This window comes from Microbacterium sp. Ru50 (assembly GCF_002920555.1).
Classification (GTDB): Bacteria; Actinomycetota; Actinomycetes; order Actinomycetales; family Microbacteriaceae; genus Microbacterium; species Microbacterium arborescens.
Map to the genome: position 1 here is coordinate 128,222 of NZ_PQSV01000002.1, position 26,477 is coordinate 154,698.

At 69.9% G+C, this 26,477-nt stretch carries 22 protein-coding genes; 13 read left to right on the top strand and 9 right to left on the bottom strand.

Annotation, left to right across the window (positions count from 1 at the left end; all coding sequences use genetic code 11):
* Positions 1–7: 7 nt before the first annotated feature.
* Complete coding sequence (locus C3481_RS10645; protein ID WP_103842251.1) at positions 8–1,945, bottom strand: anthranilate synthase family protein; 1,938 nt, start codon at positions 1,943–1,945, stop codon at positions 8–10.
* A 238-nt stretch (positions 1,946–2,183) separates the two neighbouring features.
* On the opposite strand from C3481_RS10645, the gene ispG reads away from it, so the two are divergent.
* On the top strand, positions 2,184–3,314 hold the full coding sequence (ispG, locus tag C3481_RS10650) for a flavodoxin-dependent (E)-4-hydroxy-3-methylbut-2-enyl-diphosphate synthase (protein WP_023955151.1): 1,131 nt from the start codon (positions 2,184–2,186) through the stop codon (positions 3,312–3,314).
* Between the two features lie 147 nt (positions 3,315–3,461).
* Here ispG and pcp read toward each other — a convergent pair whose 3' ends face one another.
* Complete coding sequence (gene pcp, locus C3481_RS10655) at positions 3,462–4,097, bottom strand: pyroglutamyl-peptidase I (RefSeq protein ID WP_071919302.1); 636 nt, start codon at positions 4,095–4,097, stop codon at positions 3,462–3,464.
* A gap of 135 nt (positions 4,098–4,232) precedes the next feature.
* Between pcp and C3481_RS10660 the strand changes: the two genes are divergently transcribed.
* Genes C3481_RS10660 through C3481_RS10670 form a run of 3 tightly spaced genes read left to right on the top strand, consistent with a single transcriptional unit; the run spans position 4,233 to position 7,761 of the window.
* The gene (locus C3481_RS10660; RefSeq protein ID WP_071919303.1) at positions 4,233–4,769 is read left to right on the top strand and encodes an RNA polymerase sigma factor; all 537 of its coding nucleotides are present in this window, start codon (positions 4,233–4,235) and stop codon (positions 4,767–4,769) included.
* Positions 4,760–5,953 carry a hypothetical protein gene (locus C3481_RS10665; RefSeq protein ID WP_103842255.1) on the top strand — a complete coding sequence of 398 codons (1,194 nt, stop codon included), beginning with the start codon at positions 4,760–4,762 and terminating at the stop codon, positions 5,951–5,953. Before C3481_RS10660 ends, C3481_RS10665 begins: the two co-directional genes overlap by 10 nt.
* A 50-nt stretch (positions 5,954–6,003) precedes the next feature.
* Positions 6,004–7,761 (top strand): proline--tRNA ligase, encoded by a 1,758-nt coding sequence (locus C3481_RS10670; protein WP_103842257.1) that lies wholly within the window; start codon positions 6,004–6,006, stop codon positions 7,759–7,761.
* A gap of 64 nt (positions 7,762–7,825) precedes the next feature.
* Here C3481_RS10670 and C3481_RS10675 read toward each other — a convergent pair whose 3' ends face one another.
* The 3 genes from C3481_RS10675 to C3481_RS10685 all read right to left on the bottom strand — a co-directional run bounded on the left by C3481_RS10675 (position 7,826) and on the right by C3481_RS10685 (position 10,544).
* Positions 7,826–8,635, bottom strand: a complete 810-nt coding sequence (locus C3481_RS10675) for a DUF1206 domain-containing protein (protein WP_103842259.1) — start codon at positions 8,633–8,635, stop codon at positions 7,826–7,828.
* Positions 8,636–8,730: 95 nt separating this feature from the next.
* Positions 8,731–9,837 carry an NAD(P)-dependent alcohol dehydrogenase gene (locus C3481_RS10680; protein WP_088380190.1) on the bottom strand — a complete coding sequence of 369 codons (1,107 nt, stop codon included), beginning with the start codon at positions 9,835–9,837 and terminating at the stop codon, positions 8,731–8,733.
* 98 nt (positions 9,838–9,935) lie between these two features.
* Positions 9,936–10,544: a GPR1/FUN34/YaaH family transporter gene (locus C3481_RS10685; protein ID WP_071919308.1), complete on the bottom strand. Its 609-nt coding sequence runs from the start codon at positions 10,542–10,544 to the stop codon at positions 9,936–9,938.
* Positions 10,545–10,685: 141 nt separating this feature from the next.
* Here C3481_RS10685 and nusA point away from each other — a divergent pair, with 141 nt between their 5' ends.
* The 4 genes from nusA (at position 10,686) to rbfA (ending at position 15,365) form a co-directional block, all read left to right on the top strand.
* Positions 10,686–11,672: a transcription termination factor NusA gene (gene nusA / locus C3481_RS10690; protein ID WP_023955133.1), complete on the top strand. Its 987-nt coding sequence runs from the start codon at positions 10,686–10,688 to the stop codon at positions 11,670–11,672.
* Between the two features lie 30 nt (positions 11,673–11,702).
* Positions 11,703–11,954, top strand: a complete 252-nt coding sequence (locus C3481_RS10695; RefSeq protein WP_023955131.1) for a YlxR family protein — start codon at positions 11,703–11,705, stop codon at positions 11,952–11,954.
* A 95-nt stretch (positions 11,955–12,049) separates the two neighbouring features.
* Complete coding sequence (gene infB / locus C3481_RS10700) at positions 12,050–14,794, top strand: translation initiation factor IF-2 (protein ID WP_103842261.1); 2,745 nt, start codon at positions 12,050–12,052, stop codon at positions 14,792–14,794.
* 133 nt (positions 14,795–14,927) lie between these two features.
* Entirely contained in the window at positions 14,928–15,365 is a 438-nt protein-coding gene (gene rbfA, locus C3481_RS10705; RefSeq protein ID WP_071919310.1) for a 30S ribosome-binding factor RbfA, read from the top strand.
* Positions 15,366–15,409: 44 nt separating this feature from the next.
* Here the strand turns inward: rbfA and C3481_RS10710 are convergent, their stop codons facing one another.
* Genes C3481_RS10710 through C3481_RS10720 form a run of 3 tightly spaced genes read right to left on the bottom strand, consistent with a single transcriptional unit; the run spans position 15,410 to position 19,685 of the window.
* Positions 15,410–16,276, bottom strand: a complete 867-nt coding sequence (locus C3481_RS10710) for an A/G-specific adenine glycosylase (RefSeq protein WP_023955125.1) — start codon at positions 16,274–16,276, stop codon at positions 15,410–15,412.
* 9 nt (positions 16,277–16,285) lie between these two features.
* Positions 16,286–18,670, bottom strand: a complete 2,385-nt coding sequence (locus tag C3481_RS10715; protein ID WP_103842263.1) for a glycoside hydrolase N-terminal domain-containing protein — start codon at positions 18,668–18,670, stop codon at positions 16,286–16,288.
* A 13-nt stretch (positions 18,671–18,683) separates the two neighbouring features.
* Positions 18,684–19,685 (bottom strand): LacI family DNA-binding transcriptional regulator, encoded by a 1,002-nt coding sequence (locus C3481_RS10720; protein WP_084670425.1) that lies wholly within the window; start codon positions 19,683–19,685, stop codon positions 18,684–18,686.
* A 259-nt stretch (positions 19,686–19,944) separates the two neighbouring features.
* Here C3481_RS10720 and C3481_RS10725 point away from each other — a divergent pair, with 259 nt between their 5' ends.
* The 5 genes from C3481_RS10725 (at position 19,945) to C3481_RS10745 (ending at position 25,027) form a co-directional block, all read left to right on the top strand.
* Positions 19,945–21,222, top strand: a complete 1,278-nt coding sequence (locus tag C3481_RS10725) for an ABC transporter substrate-binding protein (protein ID WP_219817663.1) — start codon at positions 19,945–19,947, stop codon at positions 21,220–21,222.
* Between the two features lie 61 nt (positions 21,223–21,283).
* The gene (locus C3481_RS10730; protein WP_023955117.1) at positions 21,284–22,255 is read left to right on the top strand and encodes a carbohydrate ABC transporter permease; all 972 of its coding nucleotides are present in this window, start codon (positions 21,284–21,286) and stop codon (positions 22,253–22,255) included.
* Complete coding sequence (locus C3481_RS10735) at positions 22,252–23,166, top strand: carbohydrate ABC transporter permease (RefSeq protein ID WP_233494953.1); 915 nt, start codon at positions 22,252–22,254, stop codon at positions 23,164–23,166. The genes C3481_RS10730 and C3481_RS10735 overlap by 4 nt, the downstream gene beginning before the upstream one ends.
* Positions 23,163–23,942, top strand: coding sequence for a ThuA domain-containing protein (locus C3481_RS10740; protein WP_023955113.1), 780 nt, complete (start codon positions 23,163–23,165; stop codon positions 23,940–23,942). The genes C3481_RS10735 and C3481_RS10740 overlap by 4 nt, the downstream gene beginning before the upstream one ends.
* Positions 23,939–25,027, top strand: coding sequence for a Gfo/Idh/MocA family protein (locus C3481_RS10745; protein ID WP_181021919.1), 1,089 nt, complete (start codon positions 23,939–23,941; stop codon positions 25,025–25,027). Before C3481_RS10740 ends, C3481_RS10745 begins: the two co-directional genes overlap by 4 nt.
* A 205-nt stretch (positions 25,028–25,232) precedes the next feature.
* On the opposite strand, the gene C3481_RS10750 is transcribed toward C3481_RS10745, so the two are convergent.
* Positions 25,233–26,471: a glycoside hydrolase family 27 protein gene (locus tag C3481_RS10750; protein WP_103842269.1), complete on the bottom strand. Its 1,239-nt coding sequence runs from the start codon at positions 26,469–26,471 to the stop codon at positions 25,233–25,235.
* Positions 26,472–26,477 lie beyond the last annotated feature (6 nt).

The following is a 26,477-nucleotide window of genomic DNA, read 5'->3' on the forward strand; positions in this document are numbered from 1 at the left end:
GCGGCGATCAGGCTGGGACGGGCTCGACCGCGAATCCGATGAGCCGCTCGAGTGTCGGCAGGCCATCGCGGGACAGGATCGACTCGAGGTGCCCCTGCACCGACGCATACGCGGGACCGCGTAGCGCGTACACGTCACCCGACGACGGGTCGGCCGCGATCTCGGTGTCGCCGAGGCGGTCGGTGCCGGGAGCGACGCGCGCCGTGAACGTGTTGTAGAACCCGATGGATGCCGGCTGCCCGAACACATCCACGCTCTTCTGCAGGCCCTGATGGGGCGACGCGAGAGGGGCCAGCGCGATGCCGAGCCGGTCGGCCAGGATCTGGTGGCTGAGGCAGACCGCGAGCAGCGGAGTGCCCGCGTCGGCGCGCCGGCCGACGAGCTCTCGCATGCGGGCGATGCGAGGGCTCGCGCCGTCGCGCGGATCGCCTGGGCCGGGACCGAAGACGACGAGGCCGGCCTCGTCGACCGCGGCATCCGTCACCTCGTGCCAGGGAGCGATGCGAACGGTGAACCCGAGGTGGTGCAGCTGGTGTCCGAGCATCGTGGTGAAGCGGTCCTCGGCGTCGACGACCAGCACCTCGCGGCCCGCGTACGGCCCGCCCTCGGCGGCCTGCGGGTCGAGCCAGAACTGCGCGAGACGCGCGTTGCGCGAGGAGAGCAGGGCCGCGATGGTCGGATCGTCGCCGAGCCGCGGGCGGTGCGCGGCCGGCGCGTCCTCGTCGACGGCCGTCGTGTCGGCGATCGCCGCGGGCGCTTCGTCGCGGTCGACGGCGCCGATCGCGCCCAGGACGCCGGCCGCCTTGCCGTGGGTCTCGCCCACTTCGCCCGCCGGGTCGGAGTGCCGCACGAGCGTCGCGCCGACCGGCACGCGCAGCCGGCCGTCGACGAGGTAGGCCGTGCGGATCAAGATGGGCGCATCGAGGTCGTGGCCGCCGCCGGCCGCGGGCGTGAACAGGGCCGCGACGCCGGAGTAGTACCCGCGGGGCGTGCGCTCGTGCCGCGCGATCACGGTGCACGCGTTCTGCATGGGCGAGCCCGTGACGGTGGGGGCGAACATGGTCTCACGGAGGATGTCGCGGGGATCCATCGTGCTCGAGCCGCGCAGCATGTACTCGGTGTGGGTGAGGCGCGACATCTCCTTCAGATGCGGCCCCGTGATGCGACCCCCGTCCGAGCAGACGGCCGACATCATCTTCAGCTCCTCGTCGACGACCATGAACAGTTCCTCGGTCTCCTTGGTCGAGGAGAGGAACTCCGTCAGGGTCTCGGCCGTCGCGCCGCCGCGAGGGTGCCGGAAGGTGCCGGAGATCGGGTTCATCGTCACGATGCTCGTCCCGGGCTCCGCGGGCGCCCCGCTGCGCGCGCTGACGTGGGCCTCCGGACTGGCGCCGACCGCGACGTGACCGTCGGTCACGACGAGGAAGGTCCAGTACGCGCCGCGCTCGTGCTGCAGCAGCGCGCGGAACCAGGTGAGGCCGGCGGTGACGGCATCCGTCTCCACGGTCGCGGTGAAATCACGGCGGATGACGAAGTTGGCTCCCTCGCCGCGGCCGATCTCGTCGGCGATCACGCGACGGACGATATCGGCGTAGTCCTCGTCGGAGATGTCGAACCCGGCATCCTCGAGCGGCACCCGCTCCGACGGCAGCTGCCGCAGCGCCTCGGCCAGGGGCAGGGAATCGTGATCGGCGACGCGCAGGCACCGCAGCGGTGCCCGGTCGTCGTGACAGACGAAGCCGCGTTCGACGACCTGACGGAACGGCACGAGGGCGAGCACCTCGCGCGGTGTGCCGTCGGCATCGTCGAGCGGGATGTCGGCGAGCCGGTCGACGTCGACGACGTCGCCGCGGAGCACCTCGACGCTCGCCCCGTCGCGCGCGATGAGCGCGAACGGCTCACCGCTCGCGGCGAGATCGGTCAGGGTCGGGAGGGAACCGGTCATCGTCGTCTTTCTTCGTCGGAGCGCCCGCCCCACGAAGAAGACCGCCGGGCCTTCAACGCCGGGCGGTCTGAAACGTGTGCACGTCGAACACACCGCCTAGGCGGTGTGCCACCAGGAGAGGCGCGTGCGCATGGGCCGAAATTATCACACCCGCACGAGGGATGCGGTGTCGCGCGGCTCCCAGCCCGTCTGCGGCCCTGCCGCGTAGGCTGTGCCCGTGCCAGCTGTCAATCTCGGGATGCCCCAGGTTCCGGACGTCCTCGCCCCCCGCCGCAAGAGCCGGCAGATCCGCGTCGGAAAGGTGCTCGTCGGGGGAGGAGCCCCCGTCAGCGTGCAGTCGATGACGACGACACCCACCACCGACATCAACGCGACGCTGCAGCAGATCGCCGAGCTCACGGCGTCCGGCTGCGAGATCGTGCGCGTCGCCGTACCCTCGCAGGACGACGCGGACGTGCTGCACATCATCGCCAAGAAGAGCCAGATCCCCGTCATCGCCGACATCCACTTCCAGCCCAAGTACGTCTTCCAGGCGATCGACGCCGGATGCGCCGCGGTGCGCGTGAACCCGGGCAACATCCGGAAGTTCGACGACCAGGTCGGAGCGATCGCGAATGCGGCGAAGGCCGCGGGCGTCTCGCTGCGTATCGGCGTCAACGCCGGTTCTCTCGACCGTCGTCTGCTGGAGAAGTACGGCAAGGCGACCCCGGAGGCCCTCGTCGAGAGCGCGGTCTGGGAGGCCTCGCTCTTCGAGGAGCACGACTTCCACGACTTCAAGATCTCGGTCAAGCACAACGACCCGATCGTCATGGTCAAGGCCTATCGGCAGCTCGCCGAGCGCGGTGACTGGCCCCTGCACCTCGGGGTGACCGAGGCCGGCCCGGCGTTCCAGGGGACGATCAAGAGCGCCACCGCGTTCGGCATCCTGCTGGGAGAGGGGATCGGAGACACGATCCGCGTCTCGCTGTCGGCGCCGCCGGCCGAAGAGGTCAAGGTCGGACACCAGATCCTGCAGTCGCTCAACCTGCGGGAGCGCAAGCTCGAGATCGTCTCGTGCCCGTCATGCGGGCGCGCGCAGGTCGACGTCTATACGCTCGCCGACGACGTCACGGCGGGTCTGAAGGATGTCACCGTGCCGCTGCGCGTCGCGGTCATGGGCTGTGTGGTGAACGGGCCGGGCGAGGCTCGCGAGGCCGACCTCGGCGTCGCGTCGGGCAACGGCAAGGGCCAGATCTTCGTCAAGGGCGAGGTCATCAAGACCGTGCCCGAGTCGGAGATCGTCGCGACGCTCATCGAAGAGGCCCGCCGTATCGCCGACGAGCTGGGCCCCGACGCGCCCCTCGGTACGGCGCAGGTCGTCACCGCCTGAGATCGGTTCCGTGACGCGGCGGAGAGTCGCCGGTCGTCGAACTGGACGTGGCTGGCGCGACCGACGCCTCCGCCATTCCTCGACCTCGTGGATCAGATCCTCGGACGGATGCTCTTCGCGTTCTCGAGCTGACGAGCCAGCTGCCTCTCACCAGATGGAGCCTGCTGTATACGAGTGGTCGATCTCGGTGTCCAACGACGTGCGGATGGCGATGCGCAATGCTTGCGCAATGTCAGAGAGCGGCAGCGACGGCTGGTCCTCGGGTGCATTCTCGGTGGCGTAGGGAACGTGGATGAAGCCGGCGGCGCGATCGCCCGGCTCGCCGCCATCCAGGGCCGTGAACATCACGTGGTTGCAGACGAAGGTGCCCGCGGAATACGAGATCGAGGCGGGGATGCCCGCCGCCATGATGTCCGCGGCGATCGCTTTCACGGGCAGCGTCGCGAAGTGTGCGTCGGGCGCGTGCCGGACCGACGGCTCGTCGACGGGCTGCTCGCCACTGTTGTCCGGGATCCGCGCGTCCTTGAGGTTGAGCGCGACGCGTTCAACGGCGATCCCCGTGCGGCCCCCGGCCAGGCCGGTCGCGATGATGACGTCGGGGGAGTGCTCGACGATGAGCTCGAGCAGCTGCAACCTGGCCCCGTGAAAGGTCACCGGCAGCACCGCCATGACCAGGTTCTCCGGGCCCGTCCAATGGTCGGCGACCAGGTTGACCGCGTCGCCCGATGGGTTCGTCGCGTCTCCGCCGAAGGGTTCGAACCCGGTCAGTAGCACGGTTCTCATGAGTTCAGGCTAGGCGCCTGCTCCGACATTCGATCGGTTCACGTCGCTGCTCCGCGGCCTCCGGTACGGTCGCCATCCGCTCAGATTGGTTCGCGCATCCGCGAACCTTCGCGGCAGTGCCGGACACTACAGGGTGTGGGAGATGATGAGGCCGCTGCATGGCAGCGACTGCGGGCGGGCGACGAGTCCGCGCTGGGAGACCTGTTCGACAGATACGAGCCGCGGCTGTTCCGGCACGCGACCCGGCTGCTGACCGACCGCGAGGACGCGAAGGACGCGGTCGCCATCGCGTTCTTCGAGCTTTGGCGCAAGCGCACAGGCGTGCGCCTGGTCGACGGGTCGCCGCTGCCGTGGCTGCTGACAACGGTCGCGAACGCGGCGCGCAATCTCGAGCGAGCGGGGCGGCGCTACCGAGCGTTGCTGGCGAAGACCCCGGCGGCGGCGGCATCCGCAGCACCGTCCGCCCACGACGAGAGCGGTGTGCTCGCCGCACTCAAGCAGCTGCCGGCCGGTGAGCAGAGCGTCGTCGTCCTCAGCGTGCTCGAAGGCTACCCGGAGCGCGACGTCGCTCAGACCCTGGGCATCCCGGTCGGCACGGTGAAGTCACGCCTCTCACGGGCGAAGAGCCGGCTACGAGACGAGATGACGGCGCTGGAGGCATCGTGGACCTGAACGATCAGCTCACCCCGAACGAGCACGGCGATCTGCGCGAACGCGTCGTCGGCGGCGTGAAGCGGCTGCGCGCCGCCCGCGCCCGCCGCTCGCGCATCGTCGCGGGAGCGGCCGCGTCGGCCCTCGTGGCCGTCGTCGTCGCTGGCGTCACCTTCGCGGCCCTCCGCCCGGACGACCGCATCGCGACTCCCGTCGAGACGTCCACGCCGGCCCCGACGCCGACGCCCACACCGACTCCGACCGGGGAGCCAGCGCCCACCCCGACAGCGACCCCGGATCCGGAGCCGCAGCTGCTCGCCCCGACCATGGCCTTTGAGGGCGACTGTGCGCAGGTGGTCGATACGGGCGCGCTGTCGGCGTCCCTCGGGGTGGAGGTCGGGCCAGCAACGGACGTCAGTACACCCGAGGTTCGGACGCTCGGTGGGCTCGGCTGCTCGTGGGAATCCGCAACCTTCGAATCCGTGACGGTCTACGCCCTTCCAGCGAGCGTCGTTCCCGCCGGCGTCGTCTCGACATACTCCGACACGGTGTGCGAGGGTTTCAGCTACGACAACGAGGGTTGCCGTCGGGCGTTGTCCGATGACGACACCTGGATGCTCGTGACCGTCAGCGGCTTGTTCGGTCAGGCTGCTGGAGTCAGCAACGAGGTCGTCACTGCCCGACTCGACGCGGTCGCCCCGCTCTTCATCTCAGCCCTTGCGGATGCGGGTCGACCGACTCCGGCCGCTCGAACCGCCGCGTGGTGGTCTCCGACGACCTGCGATGAGCTGCTGCAACAGGTCTCGGTGGCCGACATCCTCGGCACGACCGATTTCGTCGAGGGCTACCCGTCGGCTTTCGGCACGGACGTTCATATCGAGATCGCGCGCGACGCGGGGCTCGGCACCGTCTGCCGCTGGTACGCGCCGAATTCAGCGCGTCTCGACGCCGTCATCGTGACGATCTATCCCGGAGGCGCGTGGGAATGGGATCGGCTTGCCGCAGGTGACAGGCGACAAGACGTTCCGGTGTCAGTCGACGTCGCGGGCGCGACCGAGGCCGTGCGGGGCGTCGGTGCTATCCGTCCCGACAGCTCGTACCTCCTCGCGACCGATGGCGTGAATGTCGTCGAGATCATGGAGGCGCCGGACGTCGTGGATGCCGCCGAGCGCGTGCTGTCGGCGATGCGAGACGCGACGGGATGACGAACGTTCGTGCGCACATCGCGGCCCCGCGGCATCCGTAGACTCGACTCGTGGTCACCCGTATGTCGCACCTGTTCCTCCGCACGCTCCGTGAAGACCCCGCGGGCGCCGAGGTCGCCAGTCACAAGCTGCTGATCCGCGCCGGCTACATCCGACCTCAGGCGGCGGGCATCTTCGCGTGGCTGCCGCTCGGCCTGCGCGTCAAGGCCAAGATCGAGCGCGTCGTGCGCGAGGAGATGGCCGCGGCCGGCGCCCAGGAGGTGCACTTCCCGGCCCTGATGCCGCGCGAGGCGTACGAGGCGACGGGGCGCTGGGAGGAGTACGGCGACCTGCTGTTCCGCCTGCAGGACCGCAAGGGCGGCGACTACCTGCTCGCGCCTACGCATGAAGAGGCGTTCACGCTCCTGGTGAAGGACCTGTACTCGTCGTACAAGGACCTGCCGCTGACGATCTACCAGATCCAGGACAAGTACCGCGACGAGGCGCGCCCCCGCGCCGGTCTGCTGCGCGGCCGCGAGTTCACGATGAAGGACGCCTACTCGTTCGACGCGAACGACGCGGGGCTCGAGGCGAGCTACCAGGCCCAGCGCGACGCGTACGAGCGCATCTTCCAGCGCCTCGGTCTCGAGTACGTGATCGTCCAGGCGGATGCCGGCGCCATGGGCGGGTCGCGGTCGGAGGAGTTCCTGCACCCCACGCCCGTCGGCGAGGACTCGTTCGTGCGCTCGGCGGGCGGCTACGCCGCGAACGTCGAGGCGTTCACCACGGTCGTCCCCGAGGCGGGGCCGATCGACGGGCTGCCGGAGCCGGTCGTCTTCGACTCGCCCGACACCCCCACGATCGAGACGCTCGTGGCACACGTCAACGCGAACCTCGAGGGCGACTACACCGCGGCGCACACGCTCAAGAACGTCGTGCTCGCCCTCACGCACCTCGACGGAACGCGCGAGCTTGTCGTCGTGGGCCTGCCCGGCGACCGCGACGTCGACGACAAGCGCGTGGAGGTCGCCTTCGCGCCGGCCGAGGTGGAGCCGGCGACGGCCGAGGACTTCGCCAAGAACCCGCTGCTGGTCAAGGGGTACATCGGCCCCTGGTCGCCCGAGGGCCCGGTGCTCGGCGAGGAGTCGGCCACCGGCATCCGCTACGTCCTCGACCCCCGCGTCGTCGACGGCACCTCGTGGATCACGGGCGCGAACATCGACCAGAAGCACGTCCACTCCCTCGTCGCGGGTCGTGACTTCACGGCCGACGCGTTCGTCGAGGTCGCCACCGTGCGCGAGGGCGACCCGGCCCCCGACGGCTCGGGCCCGGTCTCGATCGCGCGTGGCATGGAGATCGGCCACGTCTTCCAGCTCGGCCGCAAGTACGCCGAGGCGCTGGGGCTGAAGGTCCTCGACGAGAACGGCAAGCTCGTCACGGTCACGATGGGGTCGTACGGCATCGGCGTGACCCGCATCCTCGCGATCATCGCCGAGCTCAACAACGACGAGCGCGGACTCATCTGGCCCGCATCGGTCGCGCCATTCGACGTCCACGTCGTGGCGACGGGCCGGGATGCCGCGGCCTTCGAGCTGGCCGAGCAGCTCTCGGGCGAGCTCGAGGCGGCGGGCCTGGAGGTCGTCTACGACGACCGCCCGAAGGTGTCGCCCGGCGTGAAGTTCGGCGACGCCGAGCTGGTGGGTGTGCCGCGCATCGTCATCGTCGGGCGCGGCGCGGCCGACGGCCAGGTCGAGCTGTGGGACCGCCGCACGGGGGAGCGCGAGACCGTCGCGGTCGCCGACGCCGTCGCACGACTCACCGCCCGCTGATCTCAGCCTCCGGTCGCCGGATGCCGCGCAGGTCGCGGCATCCGGCGCACTTCTTGCTGCGGATTCAGAGGTCGGCGTAGCGCGCGCGGAATACGGTGAACACGCCGTAGGCGATGAGCCCGGCTCCCACGACGACCACGATCTCGGGGCCGAACGTCAGGTCGAGCAGCGCTCGGATCGCGGCATCCAGGCTGCCGGCCTCCTCGGCGCGGGACCTCACGGCGGCGACGATGAGCACTCCGCCCAGCGACCCCAGAGCGATGCCCTTGGCGATGAAGCCGAGAATCCCGAGGCCCTCGACGGCGCGACCGACGGCGCCATCGGGGATCGTCATCTTCGTGTGGAACGAACGGCGCACGCCCATGACGACGAAGACCACTCCGGCGACCGCGACACCGACCCCGACGAGCACGATCGCGAAGACCCCGCCGGGAAGCGCGAGGATGCCGCGGCTCGCGTCGCGCGCGGCCTCGTCGGCCTGCGGACGTGCACCGAGCGCCACCGCGGCGGACAACCCGCCGAAGAACAGGAACACGACCGCCTGTCCCCACTCCGAGACCCGCAGCGCCCAGACGGCCGCGCCGCGCCGCCGCCGCGAGGCGAGCATGCCCTCGGCGAGATGCCACACGCCCAGCGCCGCCAGGAGCGCGGCCGCAGCCCACAGCGCGACGAAACCGAGCGGAAGCTCCGCGACCGCGCGGAAGGCCCCCGTCTGATCGGCGTCGCGCTCGCCACCGAAGGCCACCGCGACGATGAGCGACCCGATCAGCAGGTGCACGAAGCCGTTCGCGACGTAACCGCCTCGGGCCAGCACACGTGCCGCGGGATGCCGTTCGACGGCGCTCGCCGCGTCGTGCACCCCGTGTTCGGCCATCCCGCGAGCCTACGGCCTCCCGCGCCCGACGAGACGGATCGGGCCGGAGCGCGCACCCATGTGCATGCTCCGGCCCGATCGGCGTATCCGGACCGTCAGTCCATGACGAGGACGGCCTTGACCGCCTTGCCCGACTGCGTGTCGGCGATGGCCTGCTCGATCTCCGAGAACGGGTATTTCGTGATGAGCTGGTCGAACGGGAAGCGTCCGGCCTCGTGCAGCGCGAGCATCTCGGGAATGAACTTCTGCGGCACCGCGTCGCCCTCGATCGCGCCCACGAAGGTCTTGCCCGAGCCCGAGATCGAGGCGAGCGCGATCTCGGTGCCCGGCTTCGGCACTCCGACCAGCGCGATCTTCGCACCGAATGCGGTGGCGGCGACGATCGTGTCGACGACGGCGGGAACGGCGGTGGTGTCGACGGCGTAGTCCGCGCCGACCCCGCCGGTGATCTCGAGGATGCGTGCGACCGCGTCCTCGTCCTTGCTGTTGACCGTGTGTGTGGCGCCGAGCTTCGCCGCGAACTCGAGCCGCTCCGGGATGATGTCGACCGCGATGATCGTCGTGGCGCCGGCGACCTTCGCGCCCATGATCGACGACAGGCCCACGGCGCCGGTGCCGGTCACGATGACCGATGCGCCGGCGGGGACGTCGAGCGAGTTGAGCACGGTGCCGGCTCCCGTCTGCACGCCGCAGCCGAGGGGTCCCGCGATCTCGACGTCGGCGGTCGCGGGCAGCTTCACCGCGTTGCGGGCCTCGACGATGACGTGGCTGGCGAACGAGGACTGTCCGAAGAACGACCCGTGCACGGCGGAGCCGTCGGCGGCGGTCATGGTGGCCGAGCCGTCCTCGCGGGCTCCGCCGAAGTTGAGCGCCATGAAGTTGCGGCAGTAGGCCTCGCGTCCCGTGAGGCAGTTGGTGCAGTGGCCGCACGAGGCGAACGACACCGCGACCTTGTCGCCGACGGCGTAGCCGACGACGGCGTCGCCGACCTGTTCGACGGTGCCCGCGCCCTCGTGCCCCAGGACGAACGGGAACGCCGCGGGGATGTGACCGTGCTGGACGGCGAGGTCGGTGTGGCACAGGCCGGTGGCGGCGACCTTCACGAGCAGTTCGTTCGGACGGATGTCGTCGAGGACGATCTCCTCGAAGGTGAACGGGGCGTCCTGGCCGTGGAGGACGGCGGCGTGCGCGTTGGTGGTCATGTGAGGTTCCTTTCGCGTTGCGGTCGCGGCGGCAGAGCCGTCGTCGCGACCGATGTCACGATCGGGCGTCGTCTCCCGCAGCGCGGGCCGCCCGGTCCTCAAACAGTATGCGCCTGAATCGATACAGGTGAGGCGGGCCGGAACCACGCGGGGCCCAGAGGCAGGATGCTGCGATCCAGCGTTCGCGTGTAGAACTTCTCGAGAAGCATGTATGCCGCGAGTGCCGACGCGACCAGCAGCGCGACCGAGCCTGCTGCCCCCACGGCCGCCGGCCCGCCGAACGCCGTGATCGTCTGCAGTCCGAGGCCGACCGCGACCGCGAGCAGCGTGACGGGCAGCACGGTGTTGCGCGATGCCGCCGAGAGGGCGAACACGAGCGCCAGGATCGAGAACATCAGCGTGAACACGCCGCGTGCGGGTCCTTCGACCTCGAAGAACCCGAGCTCGCCGCCGAGCAGGAAGCCGGGCATGCAGATCCAGTACCACCCGAAGGCGTTGTAGACGATGAAGTGGAAGTCGTCGCCCGCGAAGTAGGAGAGCATCCCCGCGGTGACCTGGACCACGCCGCCGAAGACGGCGCCGACCCAGAACACCGGGCTCTCGTTCTGCAGCCCGAGATGCTCCAGCTGCGCCGTGAGCGTGGCGATGACGAAACCGAGCAGTCCGATCAGTCCGGGGTCTGCGAGGCGGGGAGCGCGTTCGGTCATGCCCCCAGTATCGCGAGATCATCCGCCGGTCGCGGTCTCCTCGGGGCCGGGCAAACACGTTCACAGCCCCATCGGGTAACGTGGGATGGATGCCGGGAGCGCGAAACGCGCCCGGACAAGAGCTGAATATGGAGGGCCCCCATGGACATCGATCTCTCACTGCTGCGCACCGTCGAGCGAGAGAAGGAGATCCCCTTCGACGAACTCGTCCGCATCATCGAGCAGGCGGTCCTCACGGCGTACGCCAAGCACACCTCGCCCGACGGCGAGCTGCCCGAGGGGGCTCGTGCGGAGCTCGACCGCAAGACCGGTCACGTCGCCATCTACGTGCCGCTGCGCGATGAGGACGGCGCCGTCATCGGCGAGGAGGAGTCGACTCCCGACGACTTCGGCCGCATCGCCGCGTTCGCCGCGAAGCAGGTCATCAGCCAGCGCCTGCGCGACATCGCCGACGACGCCGTGCTGGGAGAGTTCCGGGGCAAGGAGGGCGACATCGTCGCCGGTGTCATCCAGCAGGGGCCGAACCCGCGCATGGTGCACGTCGACCTCGGCACGATCGAGGCCATCCTCCCGCCCGAGGAGCAGGTCGCGGGCGAGGAGTACCGTCACGGTTCGCGCTTGCGCGTGTACGTGACCTCGGTCTCCAAGGGCACCAAGGGTCCCTCGATCACGGTGTCGCGCACCCACCCCGGACTCGTCCGCAAGCTCTTCGCCATGGAGGTGCCCGAGATCGCCAACGGTCTCGTGGAGATCACCTCGCTGGCCCGTGAGGCCGGTCACCGCACGAAGATCGCGGTCAAGGCCAACGACCCTTCGATCAACGCCAAGGGCGCCTGCATCGGCGAGCTGGGCCGCCGCGTCCGCGCCGTCACGGAAGAGCTCGGCGGCGAGAAGATCGACATCATCGACTACAACGCCGACCTGCCGACCTTCGTGGCCAACGCGCTGTCGCCGGCCAAGGTGACCTCGAGCTTCGTGCTCGATGCGGCTACCAAGGCCGTCCGGGCGCTCGTCCCCGACTACCAGCTGTCGCTCGCCATCGGCAAGGAGGGCCAGAACGCCCGTCTCGCCGCGAAGCTCACCGGCGCCAAGATCGACATCCAGCCCGACTCGATCCTGGAGTCCTGACGAAACCGGGAACTCGGTCGAGGGGGTAGAATGGAACCTGTTCGAACGTGCGTGGGCTGCCGCGCGCGTGCCTCCCGGTCCTCACTCCTGCGAGTCGTGGCCCGCGACGGCGTCTTGATCGCAGATCGAGCCGCGTCGCTGCCGGGCAGGGGCGCGTGGGTGCACGAGACGCGCGAATGCATGGATGCCGCACTGCGGCGCCGCGCGTTCGGACGAGCCCTGCGGGTGTCCGGCCCACTGGACACGCAGGATTTCCCGATTGATCACCAGCGCAAAGGCTGAACGGCTATGGACACGAAGTGAACGGCTCGAAATGAGACCCGTCCGCGCTTAAGCGGTCCGCCCTGTCCGAGGGTGGGCCTTCAGACAGGAGAATTGTGGCAAAACCACGCGTACACGAGATCGCTTCCGAACTCGGCGTCGACAGCAAAGTCGCGCTCGCGAAGCTGAAGGAGCTCGGCGAGTTCGTCAAGAGCCCCTCATCCACCATCGAGCCCCCCGTGGCTCGCAAGCTGCGGGCTGCGCTCGAGGCTGAGGGCGGCTCCGCTGCCGCGGCCCCCGCTCCCGCGGCATCCGGCGGTGCCAAGCCCGGTCCGGCCGCCAAGCCCGGTCCGGCCAAGCCCGCCGCTCCGGCTGCGCCGGCCGCTCCCGCTGCACCTGCGGCGTCCGCCCCGGCGGCCCCTGCCGCACCGTCGGCGACCCCCGCCGCGCCTTCGGCTCCGTCGGCTCCGACGCCCGGGGCCGGCAAGCCCGGTCCGGCCAAGCCCGCCGGTCCCACGCCCGGTGGCTCGCAGCCGCCGCGTCCCGGCGGCGCGCGCCCCGGCAACAACCCCTTCGCCCCCTCGCAGGGCATGGGTCAGCGTCCCGCCGGTCCGCGTCCGGGCAACAACCCCTTCGCGTCGGCGCAGGGCATGGGTCAGCGGCCCACGCCTGGAAACATCCCGCGTCCGCAGGCTCCGCGTCCCGGTTCGCCGCGCCCCGGTGCTCCGCGTCCCGGTGGCGCCGGTCGCCCCGGTGGCGGCGGTCGTCCCGGCGCGCCCTTCCAGCAGCGTCCCGGCGGTCCCGGTCGTCCCGGCGGTGCCGGCGGCGGCTTCCAGCGTCCGGGTGCTCCCGGCGGCGGCTTCGCCGGTCGTCCCGGCGGCGGCGGTGGTCGCGGTCGCGGCCCCGGCGGCGGAACCGCGGGTGCGTTCGGAAAGGGTGGCGGCAAGTCCAAGCAGCGCAAGTCGCGTCGGGCGAAGCGGCAGGAGTTCGAGATGCGGTCGGCGCCGGTCGTCGGCGGCGTCAACGTTCAGAAGGGCAACGGCGAGATCATCCGCCTGCGCCGCGGCGCATCGATCGCCGACTTCGCCGACAAGCTCGAGGCGCTGCGCGGCTACACCGTGCAGCCCGGCACGCTCGTGACGATCCTGTTCAACCTGGGCGAGATGGCCACGGCCACCGAGTCGCTCGACGAGGCCACCTTCGAGGTGCTCGGCGAGGAGCTCGGCTACAAGATCCAGATGGTCTCGCCCGAGGACGAGGACAAAGAGCTCCTCGAGGGCTTCGGTCTCGACCTCGACGCCGAGCTGGAGGCCGAGAGCGACGAAGACCTCGAGATCCGTCCTCCGGTGGTCACCGTCATGGGCCACGTCGACCACGGTAAGACGCGACTGCTCGACGCGATCCGTCAGACCAACGTGGTCGCGGGCGAGGCCGGCGGCATCACGCAGCACATCGGTGCGTACCAGGTCTGGACCGAGCACGAGGGCATCGAGCGTGCGATCACCTTCATCGACACCCCGGGTCACGAGGCGTTCACCGCCATGCGTGCCCGTGGTGCGCAGGTGACCGACATCGCGATCCTCGTGGTCGCGGCCGACGACGGCATCATGCCGCAGACGGTCGAGGCCCTGAACCACGCGCAGGCCGCCAACGTGCCGATCGTGGTCGCGGTGAACAAGGTCGACAAGCCCGACGCCAACCCGGCCAAGGTCCGTCAGCAGCTCACCGAGTACGGTCTGGTCGCCGAGGAGTACGGCGGGGACGTCATGTTCGTCGACGTGTCGGCGCGACAGGGCACCAACATCCAGGAGCTCCTGGACGCCGTGCTGCTCACCGCCGATGCCGGTCTCGACCTCACGGCGAACCCGAACAAGGCTGCACGCGGTGTCGCGATCGAGGCGAAGCTCGATAAGGGCCGCGGTTCGGTCGCCACGGTGCTCATCCAGTCCGGAACGCTCCGTGTCGGCGACGCGATCGTCGCGGGAACGGCCTACGGCCGCGTCCGCGCCATGATCGACGAGAACGGCGACCCGGTCGAAGAGGCCTACCCCTCGCGTCCGGTGCAGGTGCAGGGTCTGAACTCGGTGCCCCGAGCCGGCGACGTGTTCATCGTCACCGAGGAGGACCGCACCGCGCGTCAGATCGCCGAGAAGCGCGAGGCCGCCGAGCGCAACGCCCAGCTGGCCAAGGCCCGCAAGCGCATCTCGCTCGAGGACTTCACCCGCGCTCTCGAAGAGGGCAAGGTCGAGTCGCTCAACCTCATCATCAAGGGTGACGTCTCGGGTGCCGTGGAGGCCCTCGAGGAGTCGCTGCTCAAGATCGAGGTCGACGACTCCGTGCAGCTGCGGATCATCCACCGCGGCGTCGGCGCCATTACCGAGTCGGACATCAACCTGGCGACGATCGACAACGCGATCGTCATCGGCTTCAACGTCCGTCCCGACACGAAGGCTCGCGAGCGCGCCGCCCGCGAGGGTGTGGACGTCCGGTTCTACTCGGTCATCTACAACGCGATCGACGACGTCGAGCAGTCGCTCAAGGGCATGCTCAAGCCGGAGTACGAAGAGGTCCAGTCGGGTGTGGCCGAGATCCGCGAGGTGTTCCGTTCTTCGAAGTTCGGCAACATCGCGGGTGTCATCGTCCGCTCGGGCACGATCACGCGCAACGCCAAGGCGCGCGTCATCCGCGACGGTGTCGTGATCGCCGATGGCCTGGCCATCGAGTCGCTCCGCCGGTTCAAGGACGACGTCACCGAGGTCCGTACGGACTTCGAAGCGGGTATCGGCCTCGGCAAGTACAACGACATCCAGATCGGCGACGAGATCGAGACGACCGAGATGGTGGAGAAGCCGCGCGGCTGATTTCGTCAGACGCTACGGCGTTGGATGCCTCCTCGATAACAGGACCCCCGAGACCCCGACTATCGAGGAGGCATCCAACGCCTTCGCTGCCTCCATCCGCCGAGCGGGTGGAGGGGAAGAGGGAGAAGAAGGTATGTCCAGCGAACGTCAGTCGCGTCTGGCCGATCGCATCCGCGTGCTCGTCGCGGAGCGGCTGGAGAAGGGGCTGCGTGATCCGCGCCTCGGCTTCGTGACCATCACCGACGTGCGGGTCACGGGTGACCTGCAGCACGCGTCGGTGTTCTACACCGTGTACGGCTCCGACCAGGAGCGTGCCGACTCCGCCGATGCGCTGCGCGCGGCGACGGGCATGCTCCGCAGCGAGGTCGGCCGAAAGCTCGGCGTCCGGGTCACCCCGACGCTCGAGTTCATCCTCGACGCGATTCCCGAGAACGCGGGCCACATCGAGCACCTGCTCCGCGAGGCGCGCGAGCGGGATGCCGCTACCGCCGCCACCGCGACCGGCGCGAGCTACGCGGGAGAAGCCGACCCCTACGTCAAGCCTCGCGAGGCCGACGAGGACGAGGACTGAGGAAGAGGGATGCCGCGGCACAGCGGCATCCCTCTTCTGTCCGGTCAGCGCGGCAGACGCAGCCGACCGTCGACGGCTTCGACGAGGCCGTCGACCACGAGTGAATCGATCGCACGGTCGCGCTGAGCCGCATCGGGCCAGTCGCCGATGACGTCCTCCGCGGCGACGTCGTGGGTCGTCGCTGCGCGCAGGACCTGCAGGATCGCGCCTCGCGCCTGCCGGTCGCTGCCCTCGTAGCGCGCCTGCTTCACGCGGGTGTCGCCGGTGTCGGGATAGCCCGCGGCACGCCACGCGCAGCGGTCGGCCAGCGGGCACGCGTCGCACCGCGGTACGCGCGCCGTGCACACCAGCGCACCCAGCTCCATCGCCGCCGCGTTCACGACAGTCGACGCGGCGATGTCGTCGGGCAGGATCTCGGCCATGTCGACGAGGTCGCGTTTGGCCGCCGGACCCGGCTGTGAACGGCCCTGGACGGCCCGCGCCAGAACCCGCCGGGTGTTGGTGTCGACGACGGGGTGCCGGTCGCCATAGGCGAAGACCGCGACGGCACGTGCCGTGTAGTCGCCGATGCCGGTGAGCGCGAGCAGATCGTCGACGTCACGGGGGACGACGCCGGCGTGGCGGTCGCGGATCTCGACGGCGGCGCGGTGGAGCCAGAGCGCGCGTCGTGGGTACCCCAGGTTCGCCCATTGCCGGACGGCGTCGGCGGGGGCCGCGGCGGCGAGATCCGCCGGTGTCGGCCATCGCTCGAGCCAGGCCTCCAGCAGCGGGATCACACGAGCCACGGGCGTCTGCTGCAGCATGAACTCGCTGACCAGCGTGCCCCAGGCGCCGAATCCGGGCCGTCGCCAGGGAAGGTCGCGCGCGTTGTCGCGGTACCACGCGATGAGCGGCGAGGCGAGGTCCGGCATCCGTTCAGCCTACGATGCCGATGTCGTCCCCTCCGCCGTGGTGCTCGCCTTCCGCCGCATCCGCAGGGTGACGGGGGCCTCGCCCAGCTCGACGATGCGCTCGCCGCCGTGCTCGTCCGCCCATGTGAAGCCCGAGCCGGCGTGCACCGTCGTGGTGCCCGATGGACACAGCCACGACGCCGCGGCGAGTCTGCGCACCTCGACGGTCGCCGACGCCTCGTCCCACGACAGTCGGTCGATCACGATGCCGCCACGCGCGCGGAGCCGCGTGATGCGGCCACGGGGCCACCGCGCAGGGAGCGCGGGCAGCAGGTGGAGCGAGTCCACGGTGGACCGGCTGAGCATCGACGCGATGACGGCGGGCAGCGCGCCGCTGGCATCGAGGTTGAAGATGCTGTCGGCGTCGTGGGTCGTCGTGAGCGACGGCCGCCAATGCAGGAGCGAGAGCCATTCGACGCACTGCACCGCCGTCTCGGCGTCACCGAGCGCGGCCGCGGCCAGACCGATCTGCGCGAGCCCGAACGCCATCTCCATGCGGCCGGGCGGGGGAGCGGGATCGGCGGCACGCCACGCGACCTTCGCGTCGATCGTGCGCTGCGCAGCCTGTCGCAGCGCGGCGGCCGGTGGCGCGTCGGCTCCGAACATCTCGTCGGTCTCGTACCAGAGCGGATACAGCTGCGAGACGTGCCGGTGCGCGGCGTTCTCCTGCGCGGCGGGGTCGAGCCACTCGGCCAGCGTCCCGTCGGGAGCCACGGCGAAGTCGGGCACGCTGCTCGCGAGCGCCTGCCAGCGGTCGTCGAGCGAGTCGTCGCCCCGGGCGCGCCCGAGCAGACGGGCCGCGCGGGCGGCGTCGCGATAGGCGGCGACATCGATCGCGGCGTCCATCGCGAGCGGCGTCGCCGAGCCGTCGGGGGTGTTCTCGGGCGAGTAGCTCGGTGAGAAGTGGCGGATGCCGTCGACCACGACCGTCGCGGTCTCACCGAACGCCAGCACGCCCTCGACGAGCTCCCAGAGCCGGTCGTCGACGACCGAACGGTCGCCCGTGAGGGCCACGGTGTCGGCCGCGATGCGCAGCACCCACGGGCCGGCGCCGGTCCAGAACACATGCGGAAAGGACCGGTCGACGTGATTGGCGATCCCGTGGGTCGACATGCGCGAGGGGAGCAGCATCCCGTCGGCACCGTAGACCCGGCGCGCGTTCTCTCGATAGTCGTCGAGGTGCGGGAGGACGAGGCCGAGGAGCGAGAGCGCGAGCTCGGGCGTTCCCGTCACCCCCACTCCCGCGAGAGCCCCGTTCTGCACGTTTCCGTTCATGGTGTAATCGGCCGACCACGCCGGCCTCCAGGTGCCCTGCCAAACACCCTGCAGGGTCGGGGGCAGCTCGCCCGTCGACGAGATGATGTTCGACCTGCCCGAGATGTACGCGATCTCGATCGCGCGGCGGACGGCCTCGGGGTTCCCGGAGCGGGCTTCGCGCCACAGCCGCTCCGTCGTCGTGGCGACCGTGTCGGATGCGCCGTCGAGGTCGAGCAGTGATGTCGTGACCAGCGAGCCATGAGCGCGCTCCTGCGAGTCGAGACGCTCGCCCCAGTCGGCGGCGGGTGCGGGAACGAACGGGTGCCCGATGACCGACAGATCGACGCGCACCGTCCGTCTCGCGCCCGCGGGCACGAGGACGCGCGCCTCGAGCCCGTCGGCATCCCGCCGCCAGACGACGCCGGACTCGGCGGTCGTCGCGGTCGCGGCGGCGAGGATCCGACCGGCGACGTCGACGATCTCGAGGCGCCCGGTGTCGCCGGCGCGCACGCGGCCCGTGACGGTGCCGGTGTAGTCGGGCGCGAACGATGCGGCGGGGGTGTCGTCGACTGTGTCGAGCGCCAGGCGGATGCGCATCTCGGTGTCGGCCCCGGCTTCGAGGGCGAGCTCGATCGTGTCGGTTGCGCGCGGGGCGACGACGCTGACCCGACGCAACGTGTCGGAGTGGTCGCGCCAGGTCACGCTCGCCACGCCACGGACGAGGTCGATCTCCCGCGTCGTCGCGGCGCACCCACCCGGGGTCGTCACCGTCAGCGAGCCGCAGAGCGCGAGCGGGTCGGTCCAGACGAGATCGGTGAACCCGGCATCGCTCAGCGCCGCACCCAGGAGCTCGTCGGCCGACCCCGAGTCTCCGGCCGCGAGCGCCGCCCGCAGTCGCGGGAGCACCGGGTGCAGCAGCGGCGCCGGGGGACGGGGATTCGCCGGGAGGAAGAACCGCTCGTGCGCCATCGAGATGCGCAGCTCGTCGCCGGGCCCGTGAACGACGGCGCCGACCCTCCCGCTTCCGACGATGAGGCCGTCCTCCCACGAGTCGGCGGGCTCTGTGCTGCGGAACACCAGCTCCGGGCGGGCGCTCACATCGAGGCCGGGGTCACAGCGATTCGCGGTGGACGAGCGAGGTGGGAAGCACCTGCACGCGTTCGATGTCGTCTCCCCGGATCGCGCCGAGCAGCGTGTCGGCGGCGGCGCGACCCATCTCCTCGAGCGGCTGGCGCACGGTCGTCAGCGGGGGGTCGTTCGCCGCGGCCAGCAGGATGTCGTCGAAGCCGACGAGCGAGACATCCGTGGGGACGCGGCGTCCAGCGGCCTGCAGCACGCGCATGGCGCCCGCGGCCATGAGATCCGAGCAGGCGAACACCCCGTCGAGGGTCGGGACGCGCTGGAGCAGCCGCGCCATCGCGGCCGTGCCGCTGTCGAGGGTGAAGTCGCCGTGGACGATGGGGCCGGGTTCGATGCCGTGGCGTGCCAGCTCGTCGGTCCATCCGCGGGTTCGCTCACGGGCCTGCTCCATGTCGAGAGGGCCCGTGATGATGCCGATGTTCCGGCGCCCGTGCTCGACGAGCGCCCGTGCGGCGAGGACTCCGCCGCCGTAGTTGTCGGAGTCGATCACGATCGGGTCGGGGCCGATCTCGCCGCGGGGGCGGCCCACCCACGCGATCGGCACGGGCGAGTCGGCGAGTCGGTCGACGAGGTGCGTGATCTCGTGCTGGAGCACCACGATGGCGCCGTCGATCGCCCCCGATCGCAGGAACCGCGGGATCCGATCGAGGTCCTCGTGATCGGCGGGCAGCAGGACGGGCTGCACCTCGCCGGCGGAGAGCCCCTTGGCTGCGCCCTTCATGACCGCGGTGAAGAATGTGCCGCTCAACCCGCCCAACTCGTCGAAGGCGATGACGAGGCCGATCGCCCCGGCGCGCCCGCCGCGCAGCACGCGCGCGGCGAAGTTCGTTTCGTAGCCCAGGCGTGCGGCCTCCCGGCCGACGGCGGCGGCCATCGCCGGGTCGACGTTCGTCGCTCCGGCCAGGACGCGTGCGGCCGTCGCGCGCGAGACGCCGGCCGCGCGGGCGACGTCGACGATGGTCGGTCGAGACATGGCTCCCTCTTCCTCAGTCAGGGTCATCGAGCGAAAGATCGTTCTCTGACGCGACGATCTTTGCACGACAGCAGCCGCTGCGCGCAACCCATCGTCTGCCGGTCGTGGTCTTACGGTTCCGGTGACGAAACTGGCGGATGCCGCGGCTTGCCAGCCCTTCGATCTCGGGATACTGTGTCCCGGCATGAGAGAACGATCTCTCAGCGGGGTCTCTCAACGCCCCGCGCACATCACATGTCCCCAAAGAAGAGGAGCAGTTGTGAATCGTCGCAGACTGGCCCTGCCCGTCGCAGCTCTCGGCGTCGTCGCGATCGCGATGACCGCGTGCACATCCGGTGGGTCCGGCGGCGGGTCTGACGACCCCAACGCCGAGTTCGAGTTCTGGTCTTTCACCGGCATCGGGCAGCAGGACTCCGTCAACCAGTACCTGGAGCAGAACCCGGACGCCAAGGTGAAGCTGTCGGAGGTCGGCAGCACCGCCGAGACTGCCACCGCGCTCACCGCGGCCCTCGCCGGCGGACGGGTCCCCGACCTCGTCATGATCCAGAACGACGAGCTTCCGAAGTTCATCGAGAACCCCGGGAACTTCATCGACCTCCGCACCCTCGGGGGCGATGAGCTCGGGGAGGGCTACCTCGACTGGGCCATCGCCGAGGCGACCGGTGAGGACGGCTCGATCATCGGCATCCCGACCGACATCGGCGGACTGGGATTCGCGTACCGGGCCGACCTGTTCGAGGCCGCCGGGCTCCCGACCGACCCCGACGAGGTCGCCGAGATGTGGTCGACGTGGGACGGCTTCATCGAGATGGGCAAGAAGTACACGGCCGCGACCGGAGAGCCCTTCGTCGACAACGTCGAGACGAGTGTCTTCTTCTCGACAGTGAACCAGGTCACCGAGAAGTACTACACCCCCGACGGTGAGCTCATCTTCGACACCAACCCGCAGGTCGAGGAAGCATTCGACGTCGCTGTGCGCACCTACGAAGCGGGCATCAGCGCCGGCATCGCCGCGTGGTCGTCGGGCTGGGCTCCCGGCAAGGCGAACGGCGCGTTCGCCGTGAGCACCGCGCCGTCGTGGATGCTGTCGGGCTACAAGAACGACGCCCCCGACACCGAGGGGCTGTGGCGGGTGACCTCGATCCCCGGCGTCGGCGGCAACTGGGGTGGCAGTGTCATCGCGATCCCGGCCCGAGCGAAGAACCCGCAGGCGGCGTGGAAGTACATCGAGACGATGCTGTCGCCGGAGGGGCAGACGGCGCATTTCGCCCGGACCGGGACGTTCCCGGCCGCCAAGAGCGCTCTCGAGAGCTCCGAGGTCACCAGCTACACCGACCCCTTCTTCGGCGATTCCCGCATCGGCGAGGTCATCAGCAACTCGGTGCTGCAGTTCCAGTCCTTCCACAACGGGCCCGACACGAGCGCGATCGGGGCGGCGCTTCTGAACGCCCTCGTCGACATGGAAGCGGGCAACGTCGCGCCGCGCGACGCGTGGCAGACCGGCGTCGACAGCGCCCGGGCCGCGATCGGCGGTTGACCTTACCCGTTCGGTGGTGGTCCGTCTGCGGGCGGACCACCACCCTCATCGAGGACGCATCATGACTGCGACAGCCACCGCCACCGCCATCACCATCGACAAGAAGGCCGCCCGGCGCGAGCGCCCGCCGAAGCGCGCAATCCGACAGCCGCTCGCCGAGCGCATCGCGCCTTACGTCTACATCGCCCCGTTCTTCGTGATCTTCCTGATCTTCGGGCTGTTCCCCCTGCTGTTCACGTTCTACGTGGCCCTGTTCGACTGGAACCCGATCGGCGAGCAGACGTTCGTCGGCCTGGCGAACTTCGAACGGCTCGTCCAAGACGCCCGATTCTGGAACGCGTTCGTGAACACCTTCGGGATCTTCCTCATCTCCACCATCCCGCAGCTGCTCCTGGCGCTCGGGCTCGCGCACCTGCTGAACCACGCCACCCTGAAGATGGCGAACTTCTTCCGCATGGCGCTCCTGGTGCCCTACATCACCTCGGTCGCCGCGACCGCCCTCGTCTTCGCGCAGATCTTCGACAAGAACTTCGGGCTCATCAACTGGGTGCTCGACCTCTTCGGCATCCCGGCGGTGAACTTCCTGTCGTCTCAGGTCGGCTCGTGGATCGTCATCTCGTCGATGGTGATGTGGCGATGGTTCGGATACAACACGCTGCTCTACCTCGCGGGGCTCCAGGCGCTTCCGCGCGAGATGTACGAAGCGGCCTCGGTCGACGGCGCATCCGGCTGGCAGCAGTTCATCCACCTGACGATCCCGTCGCTGCGGCCCATCATCATCTTTACCGTCATCATGTCGACCATCGGCGGGCTGCAGATCTTCACGGAGCCCCTGCTGGTGGCTCCCGAGTCGGGGCTGACCTGCGGTGGTGGGCGCCAGTGCCAGACCCTCGCACTGTTCCTCTACGAGCAGGGCTTCGGCCAGTTCGAGTTCGGCTACGGCTCCGCGATCGGGGTCGCCCTCTTCGTCGTGGTCGTCGTGGTCTCGGCGATCAACTTCTTCCTGACCACCCGCACACGAAAGGCCCGATGATGTCCGACGCCGTCGACACAGCTGTGCCGCGTCCCCTCGACCCGACCGCGCTGAGCGCGCCCCGCAAGCGTCCGCGGCGAGGCGGTGGGCGCGTCGGCCGAGTGCCCTGGCCGGTCTACGTCCTGCTCGGGATCGCTGTCGTGATCAGCGTGTTCCCGCTGTACTACATGTTCGTGATCGCCTCGGTGGGTGCCTCCGCCGTCACCTCGATCCCGCCGCGCTTCTACCCGGGGCTCAACTTCTTCGACATCGCGACGAAGGTGTTCGACACGGTCCCGTTCTTCCAGTCGCTGCTGAACAGCGCGATCGTGTCGCTCTCGATCGCGGTCATCGCGTCACTGCTGTGCGCGCTCGCGGGATTCGCCTTCGCGAAGCTGCAGTTCCGGGGCCGGGGCGCCCTGTTCGTCATCGTGCTGCTCACCATGACGGTGCCCGCTCAGCTGAGCGTCATCCCGCAGTACCTGATCATCTCGTGGCTGGACTGGGTCGACACCCTGCAGGCGATCATCGTTCCGGGGCTCGCCAGCGCGTTCGGCATCTTCTGGATGCGGCAGCACATGGCGACCACGCTCAATGACGAGCTCATGCACGCGGCGCGCATCGACGGCGCGAACAGCTGGCAGATCTTCTGGCGCATCGGATTCCCGGTCGTGCGGCCGGCGGCTTTCGTGCTCGGACTCATCACGTTCACCTCGGTGTGGAACGACTTCATGTGGCCCTTCATCGTGCTGAAGTCGCCCGAGCTGTTCACGGTGCAGATCGCCCTGAAGCAGCTGCAGGCCAACCGTTCGATCGACCTCGCGCTGACGATGGGCGGATCGTTCCTCGCGACACTGCCGCTGCTGATCGTGTTCTTCGTCGTCGGGCGCCGCATGGTCGCGGGCATCATGGACGGAGCGTTCAAGGGGTGACCGGCACGGCATCCGCCCCCATCCGCGTGCTGGTGTGGGGCGAGAACCATCACGAGAAGCACCACGACATCCCGCGCGCCCTCTATCCCGACACGATGCACGGGACCATCGCGGCGGGCCTGCGGCGACTTCTCGGCGACGCCGCCGTCGTCGAGACGGCGACACTCGACGATCCCGAGCACGGGCTGAGCGAGGAACGGCTCGCGCAGACGGATGTGCTGTTCTGGTGGGGGCACCTCCTGCACGACGAGGTCGACGAGGTCGTGGTCGAGCGGGTCCACCGGCACGTGCTCGGCGGGCTCGGGTTCGTCGCGCTGCATTCGGCGCACTTCTCGAGGATCTTCATCCGTCTCATGGGGACGACCTGCGCGCTGCGCTGGCGGCAGGCGCAGGACCGCGAGCTCGTGTGGACGGTCTCGCCGACGCATCCGATCGCCGCCGGCGTGCCGCAGCCGATCGTCATCCCCGAGCAGGAGATGTACGGCGAGTTCTTCGACGTGCCGCAGCCGGACGAGCTGGTCTTCGTCTCGAACTTCTCGGGCGGTGAGGTGTTCCGATCGGGGATGACGTTCTTCCGCGGTCACGGGCGGGTGTTCTACTTCTCGCCGGGTGACCAGGACTATCCCGTCTACCATCAGCCCGAGATCCAGCTCGTCCTCGCGAACGCGGCACGATGGGCTCGGAGCGACCGCCCCCGCCGCGCGGCCCGTTTGGCGATGCATCGCACGGGGGAGTGGGACGTTCCGCGGGAGTGGGACGGCGAGGAGCAGTCGTGACGGAGCGCGTCCGTCGTGTGGTCGTCGTCGGGGCGGGAGCGATGGGGAAGGCGTGGATCGACACGGTTGCTCGCCGTCCCGATCTCGAGATCGTCGGGCTCGTCGACATCCTCGCCGACGCCGCGCGGGCCGCGGCACTCGAACGGGGACTCGATGTTCCGAGCTTCGGCTCGGTCGGTGACGCGCTCGCCGTCCTCGACGTCGACCTGATCGTCAACGTCACGATCCCGCAGGCGCATCTCGAGGTGAGCGCCGCAGCGCTGCGGGCGGGCGTTCCCGTCCTGAGCGAGAAGCCGGTGACGCCGACCGTGGCCGAGGCCCTGCTGCTGTCCGCCGTCAGCGCATCGACCGGGACCCTGATGGCGACGAGTCAGTCGCGTCGGCACTCCCGCGGGATCCGGGCGTTCCGCGACGCCCTCGTCAGTCTCGGCGGCGCCGAGCAGCTCGACGTCCGCTTCTTCCAGAACCCCCGGTTCGGGGGTTTCCGAGACGAGATGCCGTCGCCGCTGCTCGTGGACATGGCGATCCATCAGTTCGACCAGGCGCGATATCTGCTCTCGAGCGAACCGGTCTCGGTCTTCTGCGAAGAGTTCTCGCCGAGCTGGAGCTGGTATCGGGGCGCCGCCGCGGCCGAGGCGATCTTCCGCTTCGCGGACGGGCGCCGGTTCTCGTACTCCGGCAGCTGGTGCGCCGACGGTCTCACGACCTCGTGGAACGGCGACTGGCGGGGGAGCGCCGCCGGTGGATCCGCTGCCTGGGACGGAGAGACCGACGTCGTGGTCCAGCCCCGAGAGGGCGATGCCCAGGCCTGCGCGCTGGCGGACGAGGTCGAGGGACTGGATGCCGCGCTCGCCGAGTTCGTCGCCGCCCTCGACGGCGGTCCGGAGCCGTCGGGCGAGATCTCGCGGAACATCTGCAGCCTCGCCATGGTCGAGGCGGCCGTGGCGTCTGCGGCCGCCGGCGCACCGGTCAGGTTCGACGATCTGTTCGAGCGGGCATCGGCGCGTGCTGAGGAGCTCGCGCGCGCCGGGGGCTTCGATGACGCCGCCGGCAGACTCGGGATCGACCCACGCCGCGTACCCTGACGGTCGGCTCGACGCCACCCCGACGCCGACCCGACGTGAATGGTCGTGTGAGCGGCGAGTTGGCAGCCGTTTGCGTCGGCTCGCGTGCCGGAGGGGAGCGTGCGTCGTCGATGGTCGCCGACCCGACGTGAATGGTCGTGTCGGCGGCGAGATGACAGCCCTTTGCGCCGGCTCGCCTGTCGGGCGGGGCCGCGCATCCCGAGTGTCAGTCGAAGACGAGCAGACGCGTGCCGTGAGCCGGCACGGTCAGCATGACGCGTCCGTCGGCGATCTCGACGCTCTTCCCACTCCACACGTCCGTACACGCACCGGCCGTCCCCGTGTCCGCGAGCCCGAGATCGGCGAGGTGGACGATGACTTCCTGCTCATCGTCTCCGAGCCAGAAGACCGCGCGATACTCGCGCGCGCCCACACGCGCACTCCAGATGACGAGGTGTCCGTCGCGGACGATCTCGCGCGACTCCTCGCCGTCACGGAGCGCCAGGACCCCACGATTGCGCAGCAGCGCGAGCGTCTCGGGCGCGGTGTCGGGCAGGTGACCGCCCATCATGAGCGGTGAGCGCATCATGCTCCACAGCGTCATGACGGTGCGCTGTTCCTCGACCGACAAGCGGCTGAGCCGGTCTTCGCCGACGTGTCCGCGCACACCGATGCGGCCGAAGGGGAGCATGTCGGCATCCGCCCACGCTCCGCGCATCTGGAACGGCGCCCAGCGGGCTGCGCGTTGGAACTGTTCGACCACCTGGGTCCAGTCGTCCCAGAAGTCGTCCGAGATCCGCCACATCTGGCCGTGCTCGCGGAGGGCGTCGAGGTGCGCGAGCGACAGTCGCTTGCCGGGCGAGAGGCTCAGGACCATGGGGCGTCCCGAGCGGTCGATCGCGCGCGAGATCGCCGCGATCTCCGCCGTCTCGACAGGCGGGTAGAGCACATCGTCGAGCTTCACGAAGTCGACTTCCCAGGCGGCCAGCTGTGCCATGACCGAGTCGTAGTACTCCTGCGCGCCGGGCGCGGTCATGTCGACGCCGTAGTTGTCGGGGTTCCACGCGCAGACGTTCGCACGATCAGCGATCGAGTCGCACGTCGCGTCGGGGTGGCCCGAGACGGGCAGTCCCGCATCCGCGGCGGCGCGCGGGACGCCGCGCATGAGGTGGACCCCGAAGCGCAGGCCGAGTTCGTGGACGCGGTCGGCGAGCGGCCGGAAGCTGCCCCCTGCAGCGGAGGGGAAGCGCCCGGGCGCGGGGAGGGGCCGTCCCCAGGCGTCGAGCAGCGGACGAGAGACCTCTCGATAGTCGTGCGCACCCGGATCGGGTTCGTACCACTGGATGTCGACGACGATCGTGTCCCACCCGAACGCGAGTAGGTGTTCGGCGGCGTACTCCGCGTTCGCGAGCACCTCGGCCTCCGTCACGGACGACCCGAAGCAATCCCAGCTGTTCCACCCCATGGGGGG

Coding starts and splice junctions, on each gene's coding strand:
- C3481_RS10645 (WP_103842251.1), bottom strand. CDS start 1,945: ATGACCGGTTCCCTCCCGACCCTGACCGATCTCGCCGCGAGCGGTGAG.
- ispG (WP_023955151.1), top strand. CDS start 2,184: ATGCCCCAGGTTCCGGACGTCCTCGCCCCCCGCCGCAAGAGCCGGCAG.
- pcp (WP_071919302.1), bottom strand. CDS start 4,097: ATGAGAACCGTGCTACTGACCGGGTTCGAACCCTTCGGCGGAGACGCG.
- C3481_RS10675 (WP_103842259.1), bottom strand. CDS start 8,635: ATGGCCGAACACGGGGTGCACGACGCGGCGAGCGCCGTCGAACGGCAT.
- C3481_RS10680 (WP_088380190.1), bottom strand. CDS start 9,837: ATGACCACCAACGCGCACGCCGCCGTCCTCCACGGCCAGGACGCCCCG.
- C3481_RS10685 (WP_071919308.1), bottom strand. CDS start 10,544: ATGACCGAACGCGCTCCCCGCCTCGCAGACCCCGGACTGATCGGACTG.
- nusA (WP_023955133.1), top strand. CDS start 10,686: ATGGACATCGATCTCTCACTGCTGCGCACCGTCGAGCGAGAGAAGGAG.
- C3481_RS10695 (WP_023955131.1), top strand. CDS start 11,703: ATGGAACCTGTTCGAACGTGCGTGGGCTGCCGCGCGCGTGCCTCCCGG.
- rbfA (WP_071919310.1), top strand. CDS start 14,928: ATGTCCAGCGAACGTCAGTCGCGTCTGGCCGATCGCATCCGCGTGCTC.
- C3481_RS10710 (WP_023955125.1), bottom strand. CDS start 16,276: ATGCCGGACCTCGCCTCGCCGCTCATCGCGTGGTACCGCGACAACGCG.
- C3481_RS10720 (WP_084670425.1), bottom strand. CDS start 19,685: ATGTCTCGACCGACCATCGTCGACGTCGCCCGCGCGGCCGGCGTCTCG.
- C3481_RS10730 (WP_023955117.1), top strand. CDS start 21,284: ATGACTGCGACAGCCACCGCCACCGCCATCACCATCGACAAGAAGGCC.
- C3481_RS10735 (WP_233494953.1), top strand. CDS start 22,252: ATGATGTCCGACGCCGTCGACACAGCTGTGCCGCGTCCCCTCGACCCG.
- C3481_RS10750 (WP_103842269.1), bottom strand. CDS start 26,471: ATGGGGTGGAACAGCTGGGATTGCTTCGGGTCGTCCGTGACGGAGGCC.